Genomic DNA, 26,403 nt, shown 5'->3' on the forward strand with positions numbered 1-26,403 from the left:
TAATATTCTTGTATTTATCGCCTTATATTCGTATGTTTTTAACGATACTGACTATTTATAATTACAATAAACATAAAAAAAGCCCTAGATAATATCTAGGGCTTTTTTGAATATGGTGGCGTGAGGCAGGATCGAACTGCCGACACACGGATTTTCAATCCGTTGCTCTACCTACTGAGCTATCGCGCCGATGTGGTGTATTAAGCCTGAAATCTTAGATTGAGTCAACAAAAATTATTAGTATTTCAAACAATTGAACAATGTTTAGGCAAAAAAAATCCCTGATGGGATCAGGGATTGAAAACACAAATTTTGGTGGCGTGAGGCAGGATCGAACTGCCGACACACGGATTTTCAATCCGTTGCTCTACCTACTGAGCTATCGCGCCAATGTGGTGCGTATTAAACAACTTAACTAGCTAACTGTCAAGACTTTATTTAACTATTTTTCCATGTGCATAGAATTTATGCAAAAACATATCACTTTATGCTATTTAATCAAGACGCTGTAATATTTTATGTATGGCACTACATCCCGGTATAAATATGGTTGCCTTATTATCGAGTCTCTCCATACGACAAACCTCCGAAATCAGCCTTTGGGCAATACCCCTGCCCCGATTTGACGGATGAACAACTATATATTGTAGTTTACTTTCGACCTTTGCAGACTCTATGTTTCTAAAACACCAAATTGACGCAATAATCTTAGTATTAAATTCTGCAGTATATAATAATGTTTGATCACCTATCGCTTCTTTTAACTGTTCTACGGCATCTAAACCACTCATAAACTCAGGACTAGTCATATAAAGTCGTTCAAGTTGGGCTTCAATTTCTTTATTTTCTAAAGAAGAATAGGCATGAATTGTGATAGGCATTGATTAACCCTCCTGAGCAATCTAATATTGCTATAGTAAATACAGCCATTGTTATTAAAACCAGCCATTTATTAAGGAATGTGTCCATGACTCAACGTATCAGTGAAGTAGTGAGAAACACCAACGAAACCAAAATTCGCGTTCGTGTAAACCTCGATGGTACAGGTCAAGGAACATTAAACACTGGCGTTCCTTTTTTAGATCATATGATCGATCAAATCAAGCGACATGGTCTATTTGATATAGATATACATTGTGATGGTGATCTTGAAATTGATGACCACCATACGGTAGAAGACTGCGGCATTACACTTGGACAAGCTTTTGCTCAAGCGCTTGGCGATAAAAAAGGTATCCGTCGCTATGGTCACTTTTATGCGCCACTTGATGAATCTCTTTCTCGTGTTGTAGTAGATATTTCAGGGCGTCCGGGATTATTTATGGACATTCCTTTTACACGTGCACGTATTGGAACATTTGATGTAGATTTGTTCTCAGAGTTCTTCCAAGGATTTGTAAATCATGCATTGATGACACTGCATATTGACAATCTAAAAGGTAAAAATAGCCATCATCAAATTGAAAGTACATTCAAAGCATTTGCACGTGCTTTACGCATGGCATGTGAACAAGACCCACGTGCCGCAGGTACCATTGCATCAACAAAAGGAAGCTTATAAATGACACGTATTGCTCTTCTCGACTATGGTATGGGTAACCTTCACTCTGCTGCAAAGGCTTTAGAGCATGTAGGTGCAAACGTAGATGTAACCAATGATCCAAAACTCATTGCACAAGCCGACAAAATTGTTTTCCCCGGTGTAGGTGCAATGCGTGACTGTATTCTAGGTATGCAAGATGCAGGAATTGATGAAGTCATTAAACATGCTGCTTTTAATAAACCTGTTTTAGCAATTTGTGTAGGTATGCAAGCACTATTACAGCAGTCAGAAGAAAATGGCGGTAGTGATGCGCTTGGTATCTTTGAAGGAACCGTAAAGCGTTTCCCAGATATCGATCAGCTCAAAGTACCGCATATGGGTTGGAATCAAGTTCATCAAAACGAACCTGATCACCCAATGTGGAAAGATATTGCACAAGACTCACGTTTTTATTTTGTACACAGCTTTTATGTTGAACCGAAAGACACTGCCAATGTTGCTGCAACGTGTCATTATGGTTTAGATTTTTGTGCAGCAATTCATAAAGAAAATTTATTTGCGACACAATTTCACCCTGAAAAGAGCCATACGGCAGGCTTACAACTACTCAAAAACTTTGTAGAGTGGAATATCTAAACTCTACCTAAGGGGTCAAAGTTATTTGACCTCTTTTATTTTGTAAAAAACATCACATATAATTAAAAAAACACTTTAGAGATAACAAAAATGACTTCACCTTTTCCAGAAACACCACCACCTTTAGCACCACAACAGCAACCTAGCGTTTTTAGTGCACAAGGCCGTATGGGTAGACTCTCTTTTGCTGCTTGGAATGGTCTAATTTCAATATTTCTTGCTATAGCCATTGGTGCTCTTGCCTTTACCAATAATATTTCTTTGACAGATACCTCACAGTATCCTTTAGTATCTTCAATTATTGTTTTAATTATATATATTGCCTACATTTATTTTTCTTTTGTTTTTACTATAAAACGCGTACATGACTGTAACCAAAGTGGTTGGATGTCTTTACTTAGCTTAATTCCTGTTATTAATTTCTTTTTTTCAATTTACCTTTATTGTGCTGTTGGACACGTTCAAACAAATGATTATGGTATGCCACGTCATACACCTGCGTGGGAAAAAATAGTAGGTTGGCTTTATATTTTAGTTATCCCACTTGTAATTATAGGTGTTGTAGCTGCACTGTTACTTTCACCAGATACAGCAATATCACAGTTTTACCAAAATACCTTTTTTAGTGAAATTTCAAACATGGCATCTTCTACACATTAATGAAGATAAGATGCTAAATTATTTTAACCTATATACGCTTTTTCATAGACAACAACAGATAGTTTGTTAATATCAAACCGTATTTATGACTTTAACTGATAACAAGGTGCGACAGCATGTTAATCATTCCTGCGATTGACCTCAAAGATGGAAAGTGTGTTCGACTCAAACAAGGACGTATGGAAGACGATACCGTTTTTTCTGATGATCCTGTAGCAACAGCAACACATTGGGTAAATGAAGGTGCACGTCGTCTCCATCTTGTTGACTTAAACGGTGCTTTTGCAGGTACACCTATTCATAAAAATGTTGTTGAAGCTATTGCAAAAGAACATCCTGAACTTCCTATTCAAATTGGTGGTGGTATTCGCTCTTTAGAAACCATTGAACACTACTTAGAAGCTGGCGTATCTTTTGCCATTATTGGTACAAAAGCTGCAAAAGAACCTGAATTTGTCGAAGAAGCTTGTAAACGATTTGCTGGACATATTATTGTTGGTATCGATGCAAAAGAAGGCTATGTTGCTACTGATGGTTGGGCAAATGTACTCGATGTAAAAGCAACCGATTTAGCTAAACGCTTTGCTGATGCAGGTGTTTCAAGCATTGTATACACTGATATTGCACGTGATGGCATGATGCAGGGTGTAAACATCGAACAAACTGTTTCTCTTGCAGATTACTGCGGTATCCCTGTTATTGCTTCAGGGGGAGTAACTAACTTAGATGATGTACGTCAGTTAAAAGGTCAGCGTGGTATTTTAGGTGCGATTACAGGTCGTGCAATTTACGAAGGCTCACTCAACTTACGTGAAGCTCAAGTAATTCTCGATGAGAATAAACTCTAAATCTATTCAATAAAAAAGAGGTCTAATGACCTCTTTTTTATTTAGGAAATGGCTTTATTGTCATTCAAAACAATTAACCCTTTTATGGCTCTATAAATAATCCATATCCATGCAATAACCACAACAGCAATCCAAATAACTAGACCTATAGATGTAAATGCAAGATCAGTCCCTTCTAAGGGTTGAGGTATATCATTGGTTGTAAATAGAAATACAAAAAGCGGAACACCGCCCAAAATATTCCATAACAAATACAACCATACCGTACGAATTTGCCAACCAAAATGGCTTTCAAAAATTGTACCTTTTACATCGCTACGCTTTACATAGTTAATAATAAGTGCAACGACTGCTAAAATTCCCGCAGAGAAAATGGCAGCAATATATAAAACATAAAGTACAAACGTGAGTGTTTTATCTGACTTAAATTGTGCATCAAATGACATATGTCCCTCTTCTATTGTTCTAATAAGATGAGCATACCTATAGTAAACAATATATTGAGTATAACCGTACAGAAGAAAATCTTTTTAAATGGTTGCTTTTGTGTTTTATGCCGAAACTTTTGTTGTGCAAACCATGCAAAAGACCAACCACCTAATATAGCAAGAAGATGGAAAGTCAATTCAGGAATACGCTGTAAGCCAAATTGTGCCGCATTTTTATCACGGCGATATGCAAAATAAGTCAGTGCATTTACCAAGATTAACCACAAGAAATAAAAATGTGGCAATTTCCCAACATTTAATAGAATAAAAATAACCAACCAATAGAAAATAATTCCTATAGTCATTTTATCTAAATTCGAGTTTTGCTTAGAAAATGATTCGATCCGCGTATCAAATTTTTTCTGTGTTTGGGATGCTTTTAAATAGATAACATCCTTCGCACGAATACGCCCATCACTATCGACAGCAACAGTGTAATCCAATGCACATCCAACCAAAGGCCGTGGTCCTTTTTTTGCAAAGTCTTGAATATGCAAAAACACCTTATGTTCTTTATGGTGGTCTGACTGAATAAAGCCATAGCCTTTTTCATCAAACCATTCAACCAAACGACCTTGATCTCTTTTCATTTTTACAACTCAGTCACATGTGCTAAACGTTCAACCAGCATTGCATGCATTTGAGCAGGGTCTTTTTGGAAAACATCATCTCCCCCACGCCCTTCTAAACGGTTTAGTCGTGCAACATTTAAACGTAATAACCAAAAACGACATGCCATCATGGCTAAATAGATATTCATACACATTCGTTCATCTTCAGTCAGTGTACGTACCGCTTCATAGGCAGCAAGGTAGGCCGCGACACGTGATTCGTCTAAAGTGACACTTGGATATTGCGTACAAAAGTCATTAATTGTAATCGCAATATCAAACAGCAGCTCATCAAAATTCAATTCAAAGAAATCTAAAATTCCTTGTAAATTATCCCCTTGGAACAATGTGTTATCACGGAAAAGATCTGAGTGAACCCAACCTTGTACACGATTTGGATACTGTTGCTGATATTCAGCAAAAATTTGATAAACACGTTCAAACAATGCAGCATTTTCTACAGACATTTCTTCTTTCTGTAGTGTTTCTCCAATCTCTGTCCAATAGACATGTCCGCGACTATGGCTACGTTCGAGTGGAAAATCTTGTAGTGCAACATGTAACTTTGCCTGTGCTGTCGCAATCTGTTTGACTTGCTCTACAGTTGTAACTTCAGGATGTTCTCCCCAAACACGTGGTGCAATTTGTGCAGGCTTACCTACTAAGTAGTGAATGGCTTTACCACTATGTTCTAATGGTGCAGCAACAGGTACGCCATATTGTTGTAATTGTTTTAAAACAGGGACTAACTCACCCGCACTTTGTTCGGTTTCATTTTCAAAAACCGTTAAAACATATTGCGTCTCATCTTTACAAATAATAAAGTAGTTTGTGTTTTGAATACCACCTTGAATGGGAACAAGTGCAATAACATTTAAACCATAAGCCTGAGCGAACTGCTGGACTTCATCAACATTCAACGGTGTGTAAACAGACATAGAAAACCTGCGTGAAACAAAATAAGCTTGATAGAATACATGAAGTTTATCAAGTTTGTAGCCCTTCACGGGAACTTTATTTATAGACCATCGGACTACCATTATGCTTGCAAAACGAATCATCCCTTGTTTAGACGTAGATAACGGTCGTGTTGTTAAAGGCGTTCAATTCTTAGACATTCGTGATGCAGGTGATCCTGTTGAAGTTGCAAAGCGCTATAACGAACAAGGCGCAGATGAAATTACTTTCCTTGATATTACAGCAACGCATCATGGTAGAGACACAACTTACCGTACTGTAGAACGCATGGCATCTTCTGTATTTGTTCCACTCACTGTAGGTGGTGGTGTACGTAAAGTTGAAGATATCCGCTCACTTTTAAATGCAGGTGCAGATAAAGTCAGTATTAATTCTGCTGCTGTTTTTAACCCTGAGTTTGTACAAGAAGCTTCTTCACGCTTTGGTGCACAATGTATTGTTGCAGCAATTGATGCAAAGAAAGTTGCAGATAACAAGTGGGAAATTTTTACCCATGGCGGTCGTAAAGCAACAGGAATTGATGCCATTGATTGGGTTGTAAAAATGGCAGATTACGGCGCGGGTGAACTACTCATTACAAGTATGGATGCAGATGGTACCAAAGCAGGCTATGACATTGCGCTTATGCGTGCAATTAATGACCGTGTTTCTATTCCAACCATTGCATCGGGCGGTGTAGGTAACTTACAACATTTAGCAGATGGTATTTTACAAGGCGGTGCAGATGCTGTACTTGCTGCAAGTATTTTCCATTTTGGTCAACACACAATTCCCGAAGCAAAAGAATACCTTGCCGCACAAGGGATTGAAATGCGAATTTAAAAATCAAATGCCATAACAATAACTGTTATGGCATTTTTTTAGCGTGTTACTTGACACTCAGTATCTTGCACTTCTTCAATCGAACCTAAATTCATTTCTAACACATTAAATTTTGTTGCAAGCAATATCGCTTCATTATTCTCTACTGAAACCATGGCTAACCCATAATCACCCATTTTCGCCTTTGGCTGTGTTTTTACATACTGCCCTAGCTGTAAAAATGGACTTTGCTGATCCAACTCAGATATCTTAATTTTTTTAGCAATATAGGTATGACCCAACAGTTTATTTGGTAAAACAGACCATTGCTCATAGATATCATTACGGTACTTTTGAAGTTCTGTATAAACATTTTCCTTTAAGCATGATGAATGTATATGCAGTTGGTCTTGAGTCCGACCATGCTGAGAGTTCACAGAAAAAGATAGATACTTCGGATCAATCTCTCTCTTATTTTGCTGATTCAAAATCTGTGCATTAACCCAAGCATCATGAAAATAATTTGGTGTTTGTACATTCAGTAACTGTGCATCTTCAATTCCCGTCACTTTATGTGTAGGGATAATTAGCGTTTGTACAGGTCCTTTAATATCGCGCAATACCACATAGCCTTCTTGTTTGTTTACAACAAGACAGTCACCTTTCACATCTTGGTTTGTGCCACAACGTTCACTCACAATATGCCAAAGTATATTTCGCTTTGACGTCGGTTTAGAAATTTGCTGACACCCGATCAGACTTATACATGCAATACTAAATATTGCACCAACCCATGTTTTATATTGCATCATTTACTCTTTTGTAGGATTCACTTTTATATACTGTTTTTGAATATCTATATCTTGTGCATAGGGACTTGTCCAAAGTTGCGCATATAGCATATCTAGACGCTTTGCCATTCGTTCATCATTCATTACAACTTCTAAATTGCGAGAATGGTCAAAATACCCACCACTCCAATTCGATGTTCCCACCCATGCAGTATGATGATCTATCGTCATATATTTACTATGCACAACACGTGCAAAAGGAATAAAACCCTGTTTACTCTTGGGAATCGTCACAATTTTAATATGAATATTGGGTACAAGTGCCAAACTTTTCAACCATGATAAATCTGGCTCTTTCACATTCCAATCAGCAACCATTAAATTCACTTTAACGCCTCTTGCTGCTGCTGCACGTAAACTGTCATCAATTAATGGGTAAAACTCTCTTTTCCCCTTGGTCTCTGTAAAGCTTAATGGAACATACTGCATCACTTGTATATTTATTTCCGATGCTGCTGTTGCCATCAATTTCGGAAATGCATCTTCTGTTACGTACGTTTCACTCGGCGTCACTTGTGCAGGGCTTGAAAGTAAATATGTACCATCCTTTGGCTTTAACAATGTTTGATGCTGAGAAAAGGTATCAATCGGCTGTTGCTGAGCAAGCTGTGCTTGATTGTGCCAGTCAATATTAAAAATATGCCCAATTTGTTGAACAATTTTAGGTTGATGAATCGCTAAGCCTGTTTCATGGATATGCGCTAGTGCGCGCCAGTCAAAATTTTGACTACCCACAAAAGCATGCTTATCATCTACAATAAAGTATTTTGCATGAATAATTCCATTTTCTATTTTAGAAAAATCCATGATACGTAGTTCTAAATTAGGAATTGCTTTAATTTGTTCAATGGTGGCTGGGTTAGATATACCCACCCCTTTTTGGTCAAGTAAGAATCGGATTTTTACACCACGCTTTCCTGCGTCATACAATCCATTAAGTACCCGATCCAAACTAGAGTTCGGCTGGTTATAAACATAAAATTGTGCAATATCTATGGTCTTTTTTGCAGAAGAAAACATCTCCTCCCACACAGGTGCAGCACTGCGTAAATCATCATTCGGCAATTGTGTTTCTACAGGTGTATTTACAACAAGTTCCATACCCTCAGACTCAAATTGTGCATGGCTCATCTGTGCAATAAGCATAGAAAAAAGACTAAAAAAGCCCAAACGACAGAGTCGTTTGAGCTTTTGTGGTTGATTTAGCTTAAGCATAACGCTTATCACTAACAACTTCTGGCTTTGCCAATTTTTTCTCTTTACTGACTTGAATCAGTAAAATCTTAGAAAGCTCGTTAATTTTTTCCATACGACTTCCTAAGAAGTTATTTGCAATCAATGCAATCAGTGCAATCGCAATGCCTAGTCCTGTAGCATACAGTGCTGTACCCATACCACCCGATACCTTACTTGCATCCGATGTACCCGATGCAGCAAGAGCATGGAATGTATCTACAATACCAAGGATTGTACCCAAAAGACCCAATAAAGGTGCAGCAGTCACAATCGTTTCTAAAATCCAAATCCCTTTATTTAATGCACCCTTACTTTGTATGTATTGTTGCTCAACCATATCTGATTTTTCATTTTCAGAAGAAAAGTGAGCTGTAAGTAATGGTTGAACCAATGCATATGCAGGATTTTTATCCTTTTTCTCGACATGCTGTTCATCAATTTTTGCATCACGTTGTAGCTGATCATTGAGTTTCTTGCTTTGTTTCAATGTCCAAGAAAAATAGATCACTCGTTCAATAAAGATGACAGCCAATAAAACTAAAGAGGCATACATCACGTAAAAAATAAGATTATGGATCAATTCAGCATTCATTTTTAAGTCGCCTTTTTACATTTTTGCAGATAAAGAAATTACAAACGTACGCTCTTCACCAATAATATATTGCGGCGATGAACCTTTAGCTTGTCCGAGAGTTTTAGAGTTTTGTTTTACAGATTGTGTCGATGCTAAGTATTCTTTATCAAACAAGTTGTTTACACCAAAGCTAAGCGTTGCTTCTTTAATAAATTTCTTATCAACGGGTAAATGCACACCTGCCGAGAAGTCAAATACAGTACGGCCTGCGATTTTTTCATCGTTGGTCATATCACCATAAAATGGGCCTGTATAGTTTCCTTTGAAATTCCATGTCCAACGGCTGTCATCGTAGCCAATACCTGCTGTAAGCGCATTCTTAGATGTATTTGGAGACTGTTTACCACTTGTTGGTAAAGCAGCACCTTTAACCATTAAGTTATCTTTTTGCTCAGAATCTGTATAACTATATGATGTATAATAATTTAAGTTATATGGTAGCTTCCCACTCCACTCTAGCTCTAAGCCACGAGCGTCTACCGTTCCACCATTAATCATAATATTGTCGCCAGATATATTTTGCGTAGAAACCTGGCGGTTTTTATAATGCAAATTAAATACTGTCGCACTCACTAGCATTTTTTCTGTTTGGTAGCGCCACCCTAGCTCATTATTTAAACTAATTTCTGGCTTCAGACTTAAAGAATCATCTGCGTTATACAACACATAGTTTTGTGGTGCACGCATGTTTTTTGAGATGTTATAGAAGAATTGATTCTGCTCATTGAGCTGATACTTCGCGCTAAAGTTTGGTAAAAGCTCATTATATTTTGCTTGTTTTTGATATGTCGCTGTTGACAAGCTTCCTCTATTTTCACCTTTACGTTGTACACTCTCCCAAGCCAAACCACCTGCTAACGTTACCTTTGGAGAAACATACCAAGTATCTTGTAGCCAAACACGCTGTGCAGGTGTAGTCGTAAATTGATTACGTCCTTGCACAATATTTCCTTTTGCATCTACAACTTGGTTTGAAGCTGCCCACACATCTGCTGGCACACCATTATTTGCATAGATATATGGCTGTGTTTGTAACTGACGTGCACGCTCATACCAATAACCTGCCGAGATACTATGTTCATCCGTCACATCCCATTTTACTTTTGTAGTAATACCCGGACGCCACGTCGTGGTCATTGATGGTCTATAGTATGGTAGAGATCCTGTTAAATTACTTAAATCATATACATTCGATTTATTGGATGAGTTCGACAAAGTAGTAGATCCAATTGCACCACCACCATTACCCCAATAGTAGTATGGCTGAATCGTTGCTTTCAGGCGGTCGCTTAAAATCAGGTCTTGTGTAAATGAAATATTTAAATTTTCAAATGGGTTACGTGCATATTGATAGTATTGAGATTTCGTTGGATCTGATGAGAAATCAGCTTTATGTCCTGTTGTCCCATCTGAAAGCGCAGCATCATAATTCGCTTTTGTAATCGTTCCATACTGGTAATTATTTTGCTTATTATATTTAATAATTAAGCTACTTGTATTGCCATTATCTGCTTTATAAAAGGCATTTGCTTCAACTTTATTGCCCTCAAGATTACCAAGACCTTTCCACTTATCTGCTTCTGTATGAGATGCAGACAACCATGCACTAAAATTACCCATTTTGCCCGTTTCTAAACGTGCAAAGCTTTTTCTTAAATTATTACTACCAAATTTCTGCTCTACAAATACACCCGCATCACGGTCTGGGCGCTTGGTGACTAGCCCAATGTTACCGCCACTTGAACCAATATGTGGGCCATCTGCTTCAGATGAACCTTGAGTCACAAAAACTTGGCTTACATTTTCAGAATCGCCCAATAAATTTGGATAAACTGCATAGTTGCCTGAGTCATTGAGTGGAATACCATCTGCAGATAAACCAATTTGGTCTGCACCCATGCCACGCATCGTGTAGTTCAAACCGCTAATACCTGTCGAGTCATTACTCGTCATTTGCAGACCGGGAACATTTGCAATTTTATCGAGTGCATTCCCTGCACTTGGATCACTGTTCATCGCTTCTGCTGTAACCACAGAACGTGCTTTCGGCGTATCTTCCTGAACCATTAGGCCACCACCAAGTGACTGACCTTTGACACTGACTGTTCCTACATTCACCGCATTACTTTCGGCATGTGCTGTCACTGACATTAAAATAGATACGATAGAAACAGACAAAAGTTTCTTTTCAAACATTTTCATAAATTATTTCCCTAACGCAGGCAACATCAAGGTGCGCTATAGTTTAATGTGGCAATAAATTTTTTCTGACTTTCCCCTGCAAAAGCTTCTGCAGGAAATGGCTCAACTTGTTTAATATTTTGCAAACTTGATAGAGCTGCTCGGTTCAACAACATACTTTTCGATTTTTCTGAAATTCCTGAGTCTAAAACTTTCCCTGAACGGTCTACCTGTAACCACACCACTACATTTCCTTCAGGACGATCTAATGATGCTTCTCTCCCTGTTGGATAACGCTTTTGTTCTTCAACTGCAGCACGTACTTGTTTTAAATACCCTGCTTCAGCGGTAGGGTTCCCAGCAGCATGTTCAGCAGGAGGGGTTGGCTTTGGTTTTTCTACTACAGGTTCAACTTTTGGCTTTTCTACAACATCTGCTTTAGGTGCTTCAACCTTTGGGGTCTCGGTCTTTTGTGCAACTTCAGGCGTTGGCTTTTCAACCTCTTTTTCAACCTTCGCTTCAGCTTTTGGCTCAACCTTTTTTACTTTTGGTTCAGGTTTTGGCTTAATCGGTTCAGGTTTTGGCTTAGGTTGTTCTACCTTCACTTTTGGTTTTGGTTTGACCTGTTCAATTGCATCTTCAACTAGCACTTCTGGTTCGGGAGCAGGTGCTTCCTCAGGCTGTACTTGAGGCTCAATAACTTTAGGTGTTGGCTCAGGCATCGGTTCTGCTAAAGAAACCTCTATGGTTTTTTCATCATATTTCGGCTGAACTTTTAGCGCATCAGGCTGAGTTAAAAAAAGTAAATATGCCCCCATAAGAACAGCAGGACACCAACTTAAAATATGTCTGTTTTGGTAAACAAAGTATGTACTCATACTTAAGGTTTCCGTGCTGCTAAAGACACAGAGGTAAAACCATCGGCACGTAAACGATCCATGACTTGAACAAGTTGTTCTACAGCAACACCCTTGTCACTATTAATAATAATTGAAAGGTTTTGTCCTTGTTGTTTTTGACCTTTTAGATTCTGCAACAGTTGATCTATTGTTAATTTTTGACCATCGAGCTGAATTGTATCGGGTAATAACGTCACAATTGCTTTAGTTTGTGGTTTTAAAGCTTGAGCTGTTGTCGCTGAAGGGAGCTGTGTTTTCAATCCTTGCGAAGGAATAACATTCAAACTAATTAATACAAAGAAAACCAATAAAAACATCATCACGTCAATCATAGGAATGAGTTCTATATGTGGTTTTGCTTTTTTAGATTCACTCCAACTACGCATGAAATAAATACCTCACCATTCGATTCACGAAATGGTATAGGCAAATTATGACATTTAAGTGATGAATATATTAACATTACATTACTATATTTATTTTATTTTTTTAATTTATAAACAATATCTTATAAATAAGTTTATTTTATTTTTTACACAATTTAACTTTTAAACTTAAAAACAAATTACTTTTTAAAATAATGAATGTAAAAGAAAATATAAATATTTAAATAATAAAGTGAACTGAATTTTAAATATAACCCTTATAAGTTTATAAAATCATTAATTTATAAAATATCCGTATACAGGTTTACTCTTTAGATAAATGTATCTTTATTTTTTACTTTTTATTTTGATTGGTTATTTTTTAGCTTGACGTTTAGTATAAATAATATAGAATAGCCCCACGTTGCCGACATAGCTCAGTTGGTAGAGCAACTGACTTGTAATCAGTAGGTCCTCAGTTCGAATCCGAGTGTCGGCACCAACGAATTTTAAAAATCCTCTCATTTATTGAGAGGATTTTTTTATGCCTACTCTTCTAGATTGAGTTTCTCTGAAATTTCAGACCATGGAACATATTTAAAGTTTTGATGGTCTTCAGGCATAACCTTATGCCCATCTTGAACAACTAACATTCCTTTTTCCCAAACCCCGCCCAAATTATGACTCGTGACATCTAAACCATCCGTTTCAGATACAGCATCTATTTGCTCTACTGAGTTCATGACAATTTTAAAACTACCACGATAACGATACGGTGCATGTGCTTCCATCACGGCATAACTGTTATTGCCTTGGCTTGATACAACCAAATAACTTTGTTTTTTCCCATGGTACAGCCCCATACCTTCAATATCATCTTGAATTTGATTTTTCCCAACAGTCGCAACCTCTTGCAAATTACTATTATTTTGCAAAAGACTTTTTTGCCAAACTGCACGGTCTTCTTCACCAAGAAAAATTTGGTCATTTTTATCATCAACCACACAACCCTCAGGTTGAGTTTTTACAGAAAACTTTTGTATTTCTTTAGCATTTACTTTGTTTTTTAAGGCACTTAAATGGTATTGAATAAATGTTCCATCTTTATCATTGGGAATTGCATAAATATCACCTTGTTTATTTTGATATAAACATAAACCATAAATGTCTTTAAGTGATGTCTGTGCTTGGCCAATTTCTGAAACATGCCCTGTTTTCTTCTCAATCGCAAATAAATGCAGACTATTATGATCTCTATTTGTTGCAACAGCCAAGTCTACACGTTGTCCATCCCAATTAAAGTTTGGTCGAATATCCACATTATTGAGTCGCCCAACTGCTAAATATTGCTGCTCATTGCCATCCAAACTATAAACCTGTAATCCACCTTGTTTATCTGTACCTAATATTCTTGAGGCTGTTGGTATTTCTTCGTTATACCAAATGGCAGGATCATCAGCAGCATCACCTACATTAGGTACAGGTGTAGTTTGAACTTTTGCCTGAACAAATTGAAAGTGTTCATCTTTTTTCTTATCCTGATGAGCGGTTGTGTATGGCAACGATGCTATTTTCAATTTGTGATTATCATTTAATAATAGCTGTACTTTTTCCCCTTCTCTTTTTGCACTTAACTGCTCAGGTTTCTTTAATTCAGCTGTATTTAACTGATCGGAAATCTGCCAGTTTTTTCCATCATGAATATACTTATAAATAAAAGGTTGCTGCGTATCTACTACAAATAGCATATTATCTACTTGAGTAAATGCTCCAGGACTTCCCTCTATATGACCATAAGGTTTCACCATATCAACAATTTTTCTTTTAAAAGGTTGTTCAGCATCTGTTAAATACTCCCAAATACCAATTCCCTCTTCATTAATAAGCAATCGCTCCTGCTGATCTTCTACAACACAAGATTTACTACCTATTGGTATATTCAGATTTCTTACAAGCTGCATTGGCTGTTTTGCATTAGGAGTAGTATTTACTGCCCATTGCTGTGCTGAACCTTGCCCACCAATCACAAATGAATAAAGCTGCTGACTTTGATCTTGATACAAACAAACTGCAATCTTAAATTTTGTTTTTTCTAATAAAATAGAGGGCTGCCACTGTTTTGACTTCATATCAAAAATCAAAAGCGTTGGACGCTGTTGCTTTAAATCGACACTCTGTATAAATAGCAAATTATCTTTAATACGATAATCAATATCCCCAAAAGCACCATCAATAGACTGTAAAACATGATTTTGTCTGTTTAAAATCTGCAACCCTTGTGTCTTACTGGTTTGTATAAGATGTGCCTCTGACCAGTAAGGAATTGATAAAAGCTTGGCAGACTGTACTTTAAATACATCCTTAGTTCCATTAATAGAAATAGATTCAAACTGAATAGTCCCATCTTTAGATATAACTGACTTTTCAGGTACAGGCATCGTCTTTTGACCACACCCCATTAAACCCAATAAAACAATACTGACAAAACAAGTTTTTTTCAAAAAAATAATATTCATTATTTAAACCCTAATTACGCATAAAATTGAAGGCATCCATGCCCTTTAAGTTAGAAATTGGTATAGGTGATCCCTAACTTATAGGTTGGACCATACGTTTCATATTGCGCATTCAATGCTTTATTACCCGTATATGCATAATATTTTTCATTTGTAATATTTGCGACATCAAACTTCAATTTAAGATTTTTAGTCATATTAAAATAACTGCTAAAGTCGACAAATAATTGACGATCATTATAAATATCTAAATTTGGTTGATTTACAGCAGCAAGTTCATACAGCGCTGGTGTTTTATAATTTGCTGAGAACTTTAATCCTAAATGCTCGCCTTCCCAACCTAACATTGCATTGCCTACAAACTTGGCTTGGCTTGGGAAAGATGTTGTACGCTGGCTTCCCATTTCTTTAATTTTCTCATCTGAATGGCTAATAGTTGTGTTTATCCCCCAAATAAGACCATTCCATGGCGCACTTAAGCCATCCATTTTTTGAGAGTAAGCAAACTCTAAACCATACAAATTGGCATGTTCACCATTTTTATAGGTTTCTGCCTCTTCAAAATCACGCCAGACACCTTGCCCTGCAACATCCGTTTTATAAATAAAATTATTTATTTTTTTATAGAAAATATTTGCTGAGATTGTACCTGCTGTTCCAAAATAACGTTCAATGCTTAAATCTAGGTTGTGCGATGTAAGTGGCTTTAATTGTGGATTTCCAAATTCTGCTTCAAGCATATCGACTTTCATACCCGGTGAAGACTGAGCAAATGTTGGTCGAACTACTGTATTGGTATATGCCGCTCGTAAAAGCGTCTGCTTATCTATTTCATAACGTAAACTAAGGTTTGGTAACCAATGGCTGTAGCGTTGTTTTGCTGTTGTTGGGCTAACGTCACCATCTTTATATGCAAAACCATTGGCAGATTTATGCGTATCCTCAAAACGTAAACCTGCAATAATTCTCCAATCATGAATATCTATACTATTCATGAAATAAGCAGCATTAATATCTTCTCTACTCTTAAAGTCATTCACAACAGAAAGCTGACGGTCAATATTTTGATCTGAATTTAATCCTTTTAAGCGATCTTCAACATTACCCGTATTAATGAAAGGGCCAAACTGACCTAAGCTATAATCAGCATTTCCGTAAAAATCGGCACCGCCTTTTAACTTTTTATAGCTCCATGCATTTTCATCATTTGTTTTTTCTCTTTGGCTAACTTTTGCACCAAATTTAAACTGACTTGAATAGTTGTAAATACTGTAATCACGAGTAAAATCAAGTTTAATATTCTTTTCTTTATCTCTTGAAGATTCTTCTTTTTCCTTAATACTATTTAATGCAAAGCTCTTAGGATCATATAAAGAAGCATCTGCAGAAAATACTGGCTTCACCGTATCTTGATAACTTAGATTTTTAAACTTGCCTGTATACTCTGCTGCTGAAATACCACGAGGATCTTTCTCTTCTGCTTGACTATAAGCAATCTGCCCTTCAGCAACCCATAAACCAAGTTGTTGCTTACCACCAAAAACATACGATTGAATATTCTGCGCTTCTTCACGTGATTTTAGTGCTCGCGTTGCTTTTCCTGAACAAATCGCATTGGCTAAACATGAATTATCAAACTTTGCATTTAATGCATTTCTCGTTTCTGTATCTACAAAACGACTATATAAAGTTCTTAAGTAATATTGGCTAGACTCATTACGCCAATCAAAGTTTAAACCTGCGCCAAGACGCTCTCGTTGAATATCATAATAACGCATCGATATTTTATCTAATGCCTGTCCATTCCAAGCACCACCGGTTTCAACATTATCTGAACCAAATTTTCGATTTTGATAACTCAGTGCTGCTGCAAACCCAAAATTGTCTTCACCACCGAATATGTTAAAACGATTGCTAATTGCCCCTGAAAATTTAGGGCTATATTTATTTCTTAAATCATTATAAGCACCTTCTGCTGAGCCTGTATAAAACAATCCTTTATGGTCAAATGCAGAGAGGCTATTGACCTGAACAGTACCACCGAGTGAGTTGGCATCTAAGTCAGGTGTAAGCGTTTTAATTACAGCTAAAGACTGTACAAGCTCAGAAGGAAGAACATCTAAAGCAACTCCTCTACGCTTTGCTTCTGGTGCTGGCACTAACGTACCATTTATGGTTACTGCGTTTAAATCTGCATCTAAACCACGTACTGAAACAAATCGTCCTTCGCCTTGGTCACGCTCAATAGATACACCAGGCAAACGCTGTAATGCTTCTGCTGCATTATCATCTGGAAGTTGCCCAATAGCATCGGCATGTACAACACTACTAATTGAATCTGAAGCTTTCTGCTCACGAAGTGCAGCATTCATACTTGCTGCTTGTCCAACCCCAACTACCTCAATTGTACCAAGTGACTGTGCATCTGCGCTTTGTGCATATACATTGGACACCGCTGCCATTGCTAAAATAAGTGCACTTGGTTTTAATAAAATACGTACTGTATTATTTCTTTTTTTCACCACAATGTTCCCAAAAAATCAAAGATTTATTGGCAAGAACAATAGTAATTAACTATGAATAATATATGACATCATATTATTTATATATTTAATTTAACCTATTAAAACACAGAATTGAGCTCATTTGACCCCCAAAAAATAAATCAAAATCTAGGGTATTCATACCTTTTATCACTCTAATTAATGTTTTTTTAAATATTCATTATTATTTAAAAATATATAATGAACTTATTTGACTCAGTAGTCATGCCATCGAATTGTCACAAAAAAATGCTTATCTAGTGAAATTTTGAATACTCACTCATATATTTATATGGATACCTATTTTAGAAAGCCTTTATCTTATCTTTACTTCATTCTATTTATTTTTTGCACTATAGGATTTGGACTTTTTATCTATTTTGGCACCGCAAAACCACTCACCGAGTGGAACTGGATCGATATTTTAGGTGAAGGTCTTTCAACTATTTTTGTTGGTATTTGGCTAAGCTATTTAGTAAAAAGTCGACCATCAGGTCATATTACCTACTACATGTTCATCGGATTATCTTTTCTATTCTTTCATCTATGGATTGATACATTAGATGAATTTATTCGACTACCTAAATCTTCAGTTTTACATTCAGTATTAGAATCTGTTCCATTTCCAATTGGTATAATTATTTTAACCTATGGTATTTTTCATTGGCACAAAGAGCAAACTCTTATTTCTAAGCATATGATGAAACGTGAATGGAACTTTAGAGACTATCGTCTTTTCGATCTACTTACACCGCTTGCAAATGCACATTATTTTAAAATTCAACTTGAAGAACACATTCAATATAAAAACTTAGATCAAACACATGCTGTTCTAATTAATCTTACTGCCTTCAACGAGGTAAATAAAAACTATGGATTCAAAGAAGGTTCATCTGTTCTAAAATACATCTCTCAGGTCATTCTGTTAAATATTCGTCCTTGCGATTTAGTATGTAGGCTTGCTGGAGACCGTTTTGTTATCTTACTTCCTAAAACATCTAGACAACAGGCAAATCATATTGCGCAAAAAGTAATTCAAGCAATTCAATACTCACAATACTACGGCACAAAAAATACTACGCCTATTCCAATTAATGCAGAATATGTCCTGACTGACTTAAATCATGATAGTCCACAAAAACTATTAATTTCCCTCCAACAGCAATTAGAACTGGCCAAAAGGAGTTCAGCTCATTCCGTAGAGGTGACACCATGAGTTATGAAATTGATCATGAAGTCATCCCTGCACACCACCAACTTTCACTACTTATTGATCTTGCTGAGCAACATGGTATAGACCATCACCAACTTTTAAATGGCAGTCGTGTTTTTTTAGAAGATATTCTATTAGGCAATAAGCTAATTTCACAACTTCAACTCTATAAAATTGCTCATAATGCTTCATTAACAGGACAGCACTTACAATTTTTATTTGGCAAGGAGTGTTTCACCACTCCACTCAATCATGCAATTTCTTCACTTTTATATGCTAAAAATTTTGAAGAAGTACTCTCTCGCTTAACTGAACTCCATATTCTCATTTGTCCGTGGCTAACGCCTAAAGTTATGCGAACCAATGACCAGATCACTATTTACTGGTTAAACAGTAAGCCTATAGAGCAACTTTATTTTGTTGAAATGACAATGAGTGCAATTACTGCTCTATCTAAACACTTATTTCAAGAAAAACTTCCATGGAAATATGAATTTAGTACCACTGAGCCTCAATATATAGAACAATATTTAGGATATTTTGGTAGTCAACTCTCATTTAACTGCCCAATTCATTGTATGAAATTATCCTCTGAATATTTACAACAACCTCTCAAACAATATTCAGCAACTATGTCTTCAGTCCACTACGCACAGGCACAACACTATATTCAAAACCATAATTTACAAAAAAGCTTCTTAGAACACATCAATCTGTACCTTACTGAACATATTCAAGAAAATATCTCTCTTGAGAGTATGGCTCATGCTTTTTCAGTCAGTCCTGCAACACTAAAACGACGTCTTAAAAAACATTTAACACATTTCCAAGCGCAACGAGATCAAAGCCGACTACATACCGCATTAAAACTTCGTTATGTAGATCATTTTAATACAGAACAAATCGCAAATTACCTTGCGATTCATGACCGCAATAATTTTCGACGAGCATTTAAGCGTTGGACATATTATTCTTTAATTTAAACCATAACATTTTGATGTTGCGACATTCTGATCTGTTTCTGGGTTAGCAGGATAAATAAAACAGAGTAAGAATTTCTTTCCTTGCTGTAATGTAAATATTGGTCCACGCTCACCCATCTGTGTATTGATAATCTTAGCGCCATGATTTAAAAAATCAGTCATCGATTTTTGTTGACCACTTAAAGTAGTCGGATACTCAAGTGCATTTCCAACAACTTTTGCACCTGTTTCAGGTGGCCAAGAGGTTGCTGCGAAACCAGTCTGTAACCCTAAACACATCACAGCAAAGCATAAAACTCGTTTATTCAACATTTTTTAATACACCTATTTTTTCAAAATATTTAAAGCTCTTTATATAGAATTAGCCCCATTCTTACGAGAAACTCTACAATAAAACAGCAAAATACACCGATAATTTAACGTTTAAGATTTACTGCTCCCACTTAAAAATATATTCCAAAAAATAACCAATATGCTATAAGTTTAATAAAAGATAAAATTAAAATCATATAGAAAAAGGAATCCTCTATGACACCAAAAGATATTTTTTTGGCAATCATCATTATTTTTGCATGGGGATTCAACTTTGTTATTATCAAACTTGGTGTTCATGATATTCCACCTTTTTTATTAGGTGCATTACGTTTTATATGTGTGGCCTTTCCTGCAATTTTATTTATTCCACGCCCAAAAATACCACTACACCTCATCGCATTTTATGGACTTACACTCTGTTTTGGGCAATTTGCATTGCTTTTTTTAGCCATTCATCTTGGTATGCCAGCAGGTGTAGCTTCATTAGTTCTACAGTCACAAGCATTTTTTACTATTTTACTCAGTTATCTGTTTTTAAAAGAAGCTATAAAACTGCCACAAATAATAGGTATGTGTGTTGCTTTACTTGGTTTAGTTACATTGGCATCTAGTCAATATATGCAACATACACAAACGATCATTCCTATTTTTCCATTCTTTCTTGTTTTAACTGCAAGCTTTTCATGGGCTATGGGTAATATTTGCAATAAAATTATTCTCAAAACAGGTCAAACAAACACGCTTTCATTGGTTACATGGGGTGGTCTGTTTCCAATTATTCCGTTCCTGCTCTGCTCATTTATATTTGAAGGAAAAGCACAAATCTTACATAGCCTTAGTCATTTTTCAGTCAAAGACCTCATTATTGTGCTTTACCTTTCAATGATTTCATCTTTAATTGGCTATAGTTTATGGGGATACCTACTAAATAAATATGAAACGTGGAAAGTTGCCCCACTTACGCTACTTGTACCCATCATCGGCTTATTTTCTGCTTTTATATTCTTACATGAAGTGCTTTCAATACAACAACTCATCGGCACTTTTATTGTTATCTTTGGGCTTTGTATCAATGTATTTGGCAGTCGTATTCTTCAAAAGTTTAAGGCAATCTATGGCTAACCACTTGCACATAGCCCACAATTCCCGCTTTAAAAAGTTGATGGCATAACTTTGCTGTCAATTTAATTTTAAGTCCATCTATACCATAAATCGCATGATTTTCATGCTCTCTATGCTGAATATAACTTGAGAATCCACCAAACACAGGTTCAGTCAGTATTTTAATATTTGTATGATGCCAACCAGCGTTTTTAAGGACTTGGCAAAGCTGAGTTTGACTATATAACGCATTGATCTGAATATCTGCAAGAGCAAGTAAATATTGATACTTCTTTCTTTGCACAAAAGATAGTTTTTCCCACTGTGCTGTAACAGTTAAATAATGAAAACCTAAACGCGTTTTTTTATGTGCATTTACTGAAATTGAATTTAAAAATTGAGGTAGTGAGTGATGATATAAAGCATCTATACATAGAATAACATCATGTTTTAAATTCAAAGAAAGTGCTTTTAAATTTAAAAATGAACCTTGATAAAACTTCACGGTATTCAAACAATCTTGTGTTTTTAAATAACTTAAACAGCCTGTTTGTAACTCAACGGCGCTTATCTGCCGAACTGCATATTGCTCTTGCCATAAATTTAAACTTGCTCCCCAACCACACCCCAAATCTAATACTGCATCATCGCTTTTTAAAGCCAATGCTTCAGCCAAAGATATTGCTAAATTTTGACATGCTTCAGGATAAGTGACATGGGGCGTATGCCATAGACCTAAATTCGTCCATGGTAAAGCTGTATCATCTCCCAACATAGATGCATTAATAGCATACTTATGTTGAGGGATTTTTGTTTTTTGGCGCTGCATTATTACAATTCAGCGAGCTTAGTAACCTAACTCAGGTGCAACTTCTACTTTTGGTTTTAAACCTACAAAAGGTAAAGGTGCGCCCAAGTTTTTAGCAATTTGCATTGCAGATGTCACCGCAGACTCTAAAATTGGTAAACCATCACAAGACCATGAACCACAGAAATAAACTTTGCGATCGACTGCTTTTTGACGGCGTTGTAACTCATTATTTAACTCTACCGTTTGCCAATTCACCACAGCACGACTAAGTTTAACGGTAGATACCACTTTTTTCGGATCGATTGGTGTAACAGGACGCCATGTTTGGAATACCGCTTCCTTTCCAACCAATGTGGGTTCTACGGCATTCATCCATACCGTAAATTGTTGCTTGGTAAATTTACGATCCATCATATAACTTAAAACAGACCAATCTTTACGGCGAGGAGGCATCACACTTGAATCTGTATGAATAACTAAGTCACCTTCCTCAAATTTGAACTGCTTCAATAGCTCAATATCTTCAGCAAACTGGTCTTTATCTAAGAAATCTTCAAGCTTATTTGTTGGTGTTGCAACAATTGTACGGTCAAACAGTTGCTTAAAACCTGCCTCATTTTCAACGTAAACTTTTTCGCCTTGAAGCTCAACTTTTGTTACTGCCGAACCACTCTGAATGTCTACACCTTCAATCAGTTTATTTACAAAAGCAGGCGTACCACCTTTTAAACGGAGAAGCTGATCACCATTGGTTAATTGCTGTAAAAACACCAACAATGGTTTTGCAGGCCATTCACCAATCGTTTCAGGGTTACACGTACAAATGGTATAAAGTACAGGCATTACTGCACCATGCCAGAATACTTCTTCAATTTCATTTTTATTAATAAATTCAGTCAGCGTAATATCTTGATGCTTAGACTTAAAAAAACGATAAATCGCGCTTTTAAGCTGTAGCATGCCTTTAACTAATCGAACACCATACTGCTGTAAACCTTTACGGTTATTAATAATTGGAAAATTACCAATAGGCGCGCGAGATGTGGTCAGCCATGTTTCTGTTTTTTCTTCAAATAGCCAACTACAAGACATATAAGTGCGTACTGGGAAAGTATCTATGCCCAAGTGCGTTGCAAGACTCAGCGTGTTTTTCCATAAATACGGATTCATTACACGCAAAGGCACATCAATCATGCCACCATCAAACTCAATTGTGTGACTGTCCATGCCACGACCAGGAAGTGCTTCAAACACGGTTATATTGTGTCCTGCATCTTTTAGAATTCGTGCCGTAGCAAGTCCTGCCATGCCACTACCAATGACTGCAATATCCAATTTCTTATCCATTTTCAAAAAAGTTTTTTTTATTATGCGTGATAATGCCATGAAAAACTTTATTAAAAACTACCATTATTCATTGTTGTGTATGGTTTTCTTAACTCATATCGAGCTGTGCAATCATCAAATGAATACGCTTTCAAAAATAATTTTGCATTTTTATTCGTAGAATAAAATAATTTCAAATACTTAAATATATAATAGGCTATTGAAATCAATAGCCTATTTTATAGCAAGATTATTTAGAACTTAACCTGTAAATGTGCCCAATAGTTACGTCCAATATTATTGATTTGTTCTGTACCAATATTCCCTGCACTTGCAGCACCTAGCTTATTTAAGTGTTCTGTATAGTTACGATTCAAAACATTGTCTATGCCTAATGCCAAACTCATATCAGTGGTGATTTGATATGTTCCATTAATAGACAACACCCCAAAACCTCGACTCGAACCAAGGTCATACCCGACGACATTTCCTTCATTTTCACGATAACGATGCTGTGCATAAACCAAACGCCACAATGCGCCAAGACTATACTTTTCTGTGACATAGTTTAAATTCACACGTGCTTCAAATGGTGCAATTTGCGGCAAAGCCGTACGGTTCGTTGTATTTTCTCCCCAAGCATACATACCGCTCACATCTGCTTGAAGATGGTCTGTAAACGCATAATCCACCCCAAACTCGCCACCTGCAATACGTGCATTTACATTCATAACACTACGATTGGGTGCATAGCGCATCAAAATAAAATCATTCACTTGCCCAACATAAGCAGAAACCCAATGTGACAGCGCACCATGTTTATATTGATATCCTAAATCAATCTGCGTTGTTTTTTCAGGTTTTACACGATTAAAGACATCTTTCAATCCATTGGTTGCCATACTCATAGGCGAAAAGATTTCCCAATAATCTGGCATACGTTGTACATGTCCAATTCCAATATAAGTATTGGTATTCAGCTCAGGATATTGACTTTCTAAACGTAAAAAACCACTCGGTAAAATCGTATTTCGTGTTTGATTGAATGCTTGAGTTTTTGCACGAAAATCTTGTACTTGAACAGCATCAAAACGCGCACCAGATACTATTTTTTGATGATCGGTCAGTTGATATCTTCCCTCTGCAAAAGCACCATAAGACTCAAAAGTCATATCTTTTTGCCTTGGTATACTTGCATAATTCAGCCCGCCACGGCTTGTATGTGTATTATGCTGACTATCTACTCCTGTAAGTACTGTAAACCGATCTGTCCATATGGTCGTGAATTCCAAACGGCTATTTAATGTTTCACGTGCAACATTAGATAACATCTTCATCCCTTTCACAGGACGCATACGGTAGTTATCCATAATGTGATCATTAAAGTTATAATTCACTTGTGCATCAATTTTTTGAATAAACGTATTAATATTCTTTTTTTGAAGATGTAGCCCTAGACTTTCTCGCCCAAACTTGGTGCCATCCATACCACGCCCTGCGTAAGCAGCTTCACCATCGGCTTTTCCTGCTATTGCTTCAATCCATGTATCTTCATCGGGTGTCCAACCTGCCGATATATCTGTATTCCATTTCTCCCAATTTGAATGCACATTATGACCCTGACCATCTTTATAATCATTTGAAACAGAGCGATTTGCATTCACTCTCAAATACTTGGTACTGTCACCCATCGTAAGGTCTAAGTTATGATCCCATCGACCAAATGAACCCACGACTGTACTTGCCTGACCTTCAATATTTTTTCCTTCAGGCAAATGTACAGCATCTCGCTCAAACATCACCGTCGCTGCGGAACCGGGATTGGCAAATCGAACTATTTCAGGGCCCTTCACAACTGTAATTTTGTCAAAACTTTCTGGTGAAATATAAGAGGTTGGTGAGTCCATACGCCCACCACATGCACCCAGATTTTCAGAGCCATTGGTAAGCATTTTTATTCTTGAACCAAACATCCCTCTAAATGTCACATCGCTATTGGCTAAACCTGAGCTTTTCACTGCATTAAATCCCATAATGCTTTGTAAATAAGATGCTCCATCAATCGCAGGAATTGGTTGTATAGGTTGTTTTGGGTCTTTAACAACCACTAGCCCATTGGCTTCATTGCCTTTTTCTGCGGTAAGTACAATCGGTACTAAATGATGTGATGTATCCTGCTGTATATCTGCCATACTAGAGCCAGAATAAAGAACAATAGAGATGGCTACAGTCAATCGCTGCATAAAAAAGTTTGCATTTAACATAAATTACTCAAATTTCAGATAAAACAATGCTATAGGCACTTCAAAGCCCATAAAAATTAAATTTTCTGTGGTTTAAGTAAAAAGAGGTGGTGCGCGCCCTTGAGGAATTAAAAAGAGTCGTTGTAGTACAAAATAGATATGCTGAAATGCACGTGCAAATGCCAGTAATCTAATCTTTAAACGATCAAAAACTTCATCTATGCCTAAATCAACAAATGGAATAATATGATTATAAACAGTACAGAAAGGACATTGATGAGATGCATCATGGTGGCTGTTTTGATGTGTTTCTACCATATGCATTGACGTACTCATATGCATATGATGATCAGACATATTGTCACTTTGATCTTGCATTAAAGCAGTTGTGATTTGCTCACAAACAAGTGCAACCTGATATTGCTGAGGCAAAAAAGGCTGTAGAAAAACTGCAAGTTGTAAGATGATTGCTCCGAAAGAGAGAGCTAAACCAGACTTAAACAAGAGCATCACATGAATGAAATAATTGCGAAAATCATAGCATATACTGTCATAATTTATTCATAAAACTTTAACAATTTTCTCTATTTATTGATTTTTTTCATCTCATTTCTCATTGTA

25 protein-coding genes and 3 tRNA genes are annotated in these 26,403 nt (G+C 36.6%); 9 read left to right on the forward strand and 19 right to left on the reverse strand.

From position 1 onward, the window contains the following. Positions 1-113 precede the first annotated feature (113 nt). The 3 genes from P256_RS07550 to P256_RS07560 all read right to left on the reverse strand — a co-directional run bounded on the left by P256_RS07550 (position 114) and on the right by P256_RS07560 (position 881). Positions 114-189: transfer RNA gene (locus P256_RS07550), tRNA-Phe, on the reverse strand. A gap of 124 nt (positions 190-313) precedes the next feature. Then, positions 314-389: transfer RNA gene (locus P256_RS07555), tRNA-Phe, on the reverse strand. A 105-nt stretch (positions 390-494) separates the two neighbouring features. Next, positions 495-881: a GNAT family N-acetyltransferase gene (locus tag P256_RS07560; RefSeq protein WP_023273094.1), complete on the reverse strand. Its 387-nt coding sequence runs from the start codon at positions 879-881 to the stop codon at positions 495-497. Between the two features lie 86 nt (positions 882-967). Between P256_RS07560 and hisB the strand changes: the two genes are divergently transcribed. The 4 genes from hisB (at position 968) to hisA (ending at position 3,687) form a co-directional block, all read left to right on the forward strand. Then, positions 968-1,561: an imidazoleglycerol-phosphate dehydratase HisB gene (gene hisB / locus P256_RS07565; RefSeq protein WP_023273095.1), complete on the forward strand. Its 594-nt coding sequence runs from the start codon at positions 968-970 to the stop codon at positions 1,559-1,561. Continuing rightward, a complete protein-coding gene (gene hisH, locus P256_RS07570) occupies positions 1,562-2,179 on the forward strand; it encodes an imidazole glycerol phosphate synthase subunit HisH (protein WP_023273096.1) in 618 nt (205 codons plus the stop codon). Between the two features lie 90 nt (positions 2,180-2,269). After that, positions 2,270-2,839 carry a DUF805 domain-containing protein gene (locus P256_RS07575; RefSeq protein ID WP_023273097.1) on the forward strand — a complete coding sequence of 190 codons (570 nt, stop codon included), beginning with the start codon at positions 2,270-2,272 and terminating at the stop codon, positions 2,837-2,839. A 116-nt stretch (positions 2,840-2,955) separates the two neighbouring features. Continuing rightward, on the forward strand, positions 2,956-3,687 hold the full coding sequence (hisA, locus tag P256_RS07580) for a 1-(5-phosphoribosyl)-5-[(5-phosphoribosylamino)methylideneamino]imidazole-4-carboxamide isomerase (RefSeq protein WP_023273098.1): 732 nt from the start codon (positions 2,956-2,958) through the stop codon (positions 3,685-3,687). Positions 3,688-3,728: 41 nt separating this feature from the next. Here the strand turns inward: hisA and P256_RS07585 are convergent, their stop codons facing one another. The 3 genes from P256_RS07585 to P256_RS07595 are packed head-to-tail and all read right to left on the reverse strand — an operon-like array spanning position 3,729 to position 5,724. After that, a complete protein-coding gene (locus P256_RS07585) occupies positions 3,729-4,133 on the reverse strand; it encodes a DUF4870 family protein (RefSeq protein WP_023273099.1) in 405 nt (134 codons plus the stop codon). Between the two features lie 11 nt (positions 4,134-4,144). Beyond that, complete coding sequence (locus P256_RS07590) at positions 4,145-4,765, reverse strand: DUF1294 domain-containing protein (protein WP_023273100.1); 621 nt, start codon at positions 4,763-4,765, stop codon at positions 4,145-4,147. 2 nt (positions 4,766-4,767) lie between these two features. Next, positions 4,768-5,724: a homoserine kinase gene (locus tag P256_RS07595; protein WP_023273101.1), complete on the reverse strand. Its 957-nt coding sequence runs from the start codon at positions 5,722-5,724 to the stop codon at positions 4,768-4,770. A gap of 103 nt (positions 5,725-5,827) precedes the next feature. Between P256_RS07595 and hisF the strand changes: the two genes are divergently transcribed. Beyond that, positions 5,828-6,586, forward strand: coding sequence for an imidazole glycerol phosphate synthase subunit HisF (hisF, locus tag P256_RS07600; RefSeq protein WP_023273102.1), 759 nt, complete (start codon positions 5,828-5,830; stop codon positions 6,584-6,586). A gap of 38 nt (positions 6,587-6,624) precedes the next feature. Here hisF and P256_RS07605 read toward each other — a convergent pair whose 3' ends face one another. Genes P256_RS07605 through P256_RS07630 form a run of 6 tightly spaced genes read right to left on the reverse strand, consistent with a single transcriptional unit; the run spans position 6,625 to position 12,752 of the window. After that, entirely contained in the window at positions 6,625-7,374 is a 750-nt protein-coding gene (locus tag P256_RS07605; RefSeq protein ID WP_023273103.1) for a CDP-diacylglycerol diphosphatase, read from the reverse strand. 3 nt (positions 7,375-7,377) lie between these two features. Further along, complete coding sequence (locus P256_RS07610; protein WP_023273104.1) at positions 7,378-8,631, reverse strand: phospholipase D-like domain-containing protein; 1,254 nt, start codon at positions 8,629-8,631, stop codon at positions 7,378-7,380. Next, complete coding sequence (locus P256_RS07615) at positions 8,624-9,244, reverse strand: MotA/TolQ/ExbB proton channel family protein (protein WP_023273105.1); 621 nt, start codon at positions 9,242-9,244, stop codon at positions 8,624-8,626. The genes P256_RS07610 and P256_RS07615 overlap by 8 nt, the downstream gene beginning before the upstream one ends. A 15-nt stretch (positions 9,245-9,259) precedes the next feature. Then, on the reverse strand, positions 9,260-11,488 hold the full coding sequence (locus tag P256_RS07620; RefSeq protein ID WP_023273106.1) for a TonB-dependent receptor family protein: 2,229 nt from the start codon (positions 11,486-11,488) through the stop codon (positions 9,260-9,262). Positions 11,489-11,514: 26 nt separating this feature from the next. Then, positions 11,515-12,345 (reverse strand): TonB family protein, encoded by an 831-nt coding sequence (locus P256_RS07625; protein WP_023273107.1) that lies wholly within the window; start codon positions 12,343-12,345, stop codon positions 11,515-11,517. 2 nt (positions 12,346-12,347) lie between these two features. Then, the gene (locus P256_RS07630; protein ID WP_023273108.1) at positions 12,348-12,752 is read right to left on the reverse strand and encodes an ExbD/TolR family protein; all 405 of its coding nucleotides are present in this window, start codon (positions 12,750-12,752) and stop codon (positions 12,348-12,350) included. Positions 12,753-13,157: 405 nt separating this feature from the next. Between P256_RS07630 and P256_RS07635 the strand changes: the two genes are divergently transcribed. Continuing rightward, positions 13,158-13,233 (forward strand) — tRNA-Thr (locus P256_RS07635). Positions 13,234-13,279: 46 nt separating this feature from the next. Here the strand turns inward: P256_RS07635 and P256_RS07640 are convergent. Together P256_RS07640 and P256_RS07645 are read right to left on the reverse strand one after the other, a co-directional pair. Then, positions 13,280-15,247, reverse strand: a complete 1,968-nt coding sequence (locus tag P256_RS07640) for a phytase (protein WP_023273109.1) — start codon at positions 15,245-15,247, stop codon at positions 13,280-13,282. A 50-nt stretch (positions 15,248-15,297) separates the two neighbouring features. Beyond that, positions 15,298-17,769, reverse strand: a complete 2,472-nt coding sequence (locus P256_RS07645; RefSeq protein ID WP_040332001.1) for a TonB-dependent receptor — start codon at positions 17,767-17,769, stop codon at positions 15,298-15,300. Between the two features lie 289 nt (positions 17,770-18,058). Between P256_RS07645 and P256_RS07650 the strand changes: the two genes are divergently transcribed. Both P256_RS07650 and P256_RS07655 read left to right on the forward strand, forming a co-directional pair. Beyond that, complete coding sequence (locus P256_RS07650; protein WP_228130235.1) at positions 18,059-19,006, forward strand: GGDEF domain-containing protein; 948 nt, start codon at positions 18,059-18,061, stop codon at positions 19,004-19,006. Further along, a complete protein-coding gene (locus P256_RS07655; protein ID WP_023273112.1) occupies positions 19,003-19,986 on the forward strand; it encodes an AraC family transcriptional regulator in 984 nt (327 codons plus the stop codon). The genes P256_RS07650 and P256_RS07655 overlap by 4 nt, the downstream gene beginning before the upstream one ends. On the opposite strand, the gene P256_RS07660 is transcribed toward P256_RS07655, so the two are convergent. Beyond that, positions 19,978-20,298: a hypothetical protein gene (locus P256_RS07660; RefSeq protein WP_023273113.1), complete on the reverse strand. Its 321-nt coding sequence runs from the start codon at positions 20,296-20,298 to the stop codon at positions 19,978-19,980. The two genes, P256_RS07655 and P256_RS07660, sit on opposite strands and share 9 nt — an antisense overlap. A 216-nt stretch (positions 20,299-20,514) precedes the next feature. Here P256_RS07660 and P256_RS07665 point away from each other — a divergent pair, with 216 nt between their 5' ends. Further along, a complete protein-coding gene (locus tag P256_RS07665) occupies positions 20,515-21,423 on the forward strand; it encodes an EamA family transporter (protein ID WP_023273114.1) in 909 nt (302 codons plus the stop codon). Here P256_RS07665 and P256_RS07670 read toward each other — a convergent pair. The 4 genes from P256_RS07670 to P256_RS07685 form a co-directional block, all read right to left on the reverse strand. After that, a complete protein-coding gene (locus P256_RS07670) occupies positions 21,404-22,231 on the reverse strand; it encodes an SAM-dependent methyltransferase (RefSeq protein WP_023273115.1) in 828 nt (275 codons plus the stop codon). The two genes, P256_RS07665 and P256_RS07670, sit on opposite strands and share 20 nt — an antisense overlap. Before the next feature lie 18 nt (positions 22,232-22,249). After that, a complete protein-coding gene (locus P256_RS07675) occupies positions 22,250-23,548 on the reverse strand; it encodes an FAD-dependent oxidoreductase (protein ID WP_212749981.1) in 1,299 nt (432 codons plus the stop codon). A 245-nt stretch (positions 23,549-23,793) separates the two neighbouring features. Continuing rightward, complete coding sequence (locus P256_RS07680) at positions 23,794-25,803, reverse strand: TonB-dependent copper receptor (protein WP_023273117.1); 2,010 nt, start codon at positions 25,801-25,803, stop codon at positions 23,794-23,796. A 72-nt stretch (positions 25,804-25,875) separates the two neighbouring features. After that, entirely contained in the window at positions 25,876-26,292 is a 417-nt protein-coding gene (locus P256_RS07685) for a DUF2946 domain-containing protein (protein ID WP_023273118.1), read from the reverse strand. Positions 26,293-26,403: the final 111 nt, after the last annotated feature.

The organism is Acinetobacter nectaris CIP 110549 (assembly GCF_000488215.1).
Classification (GTDB): domain Bacteria; phylum Pseudomonadota; class Gammaproteobacteria; order Pseudomonadales; family Moraxellaceae; genus Acinetobacter; species Acinetobacter nectaris.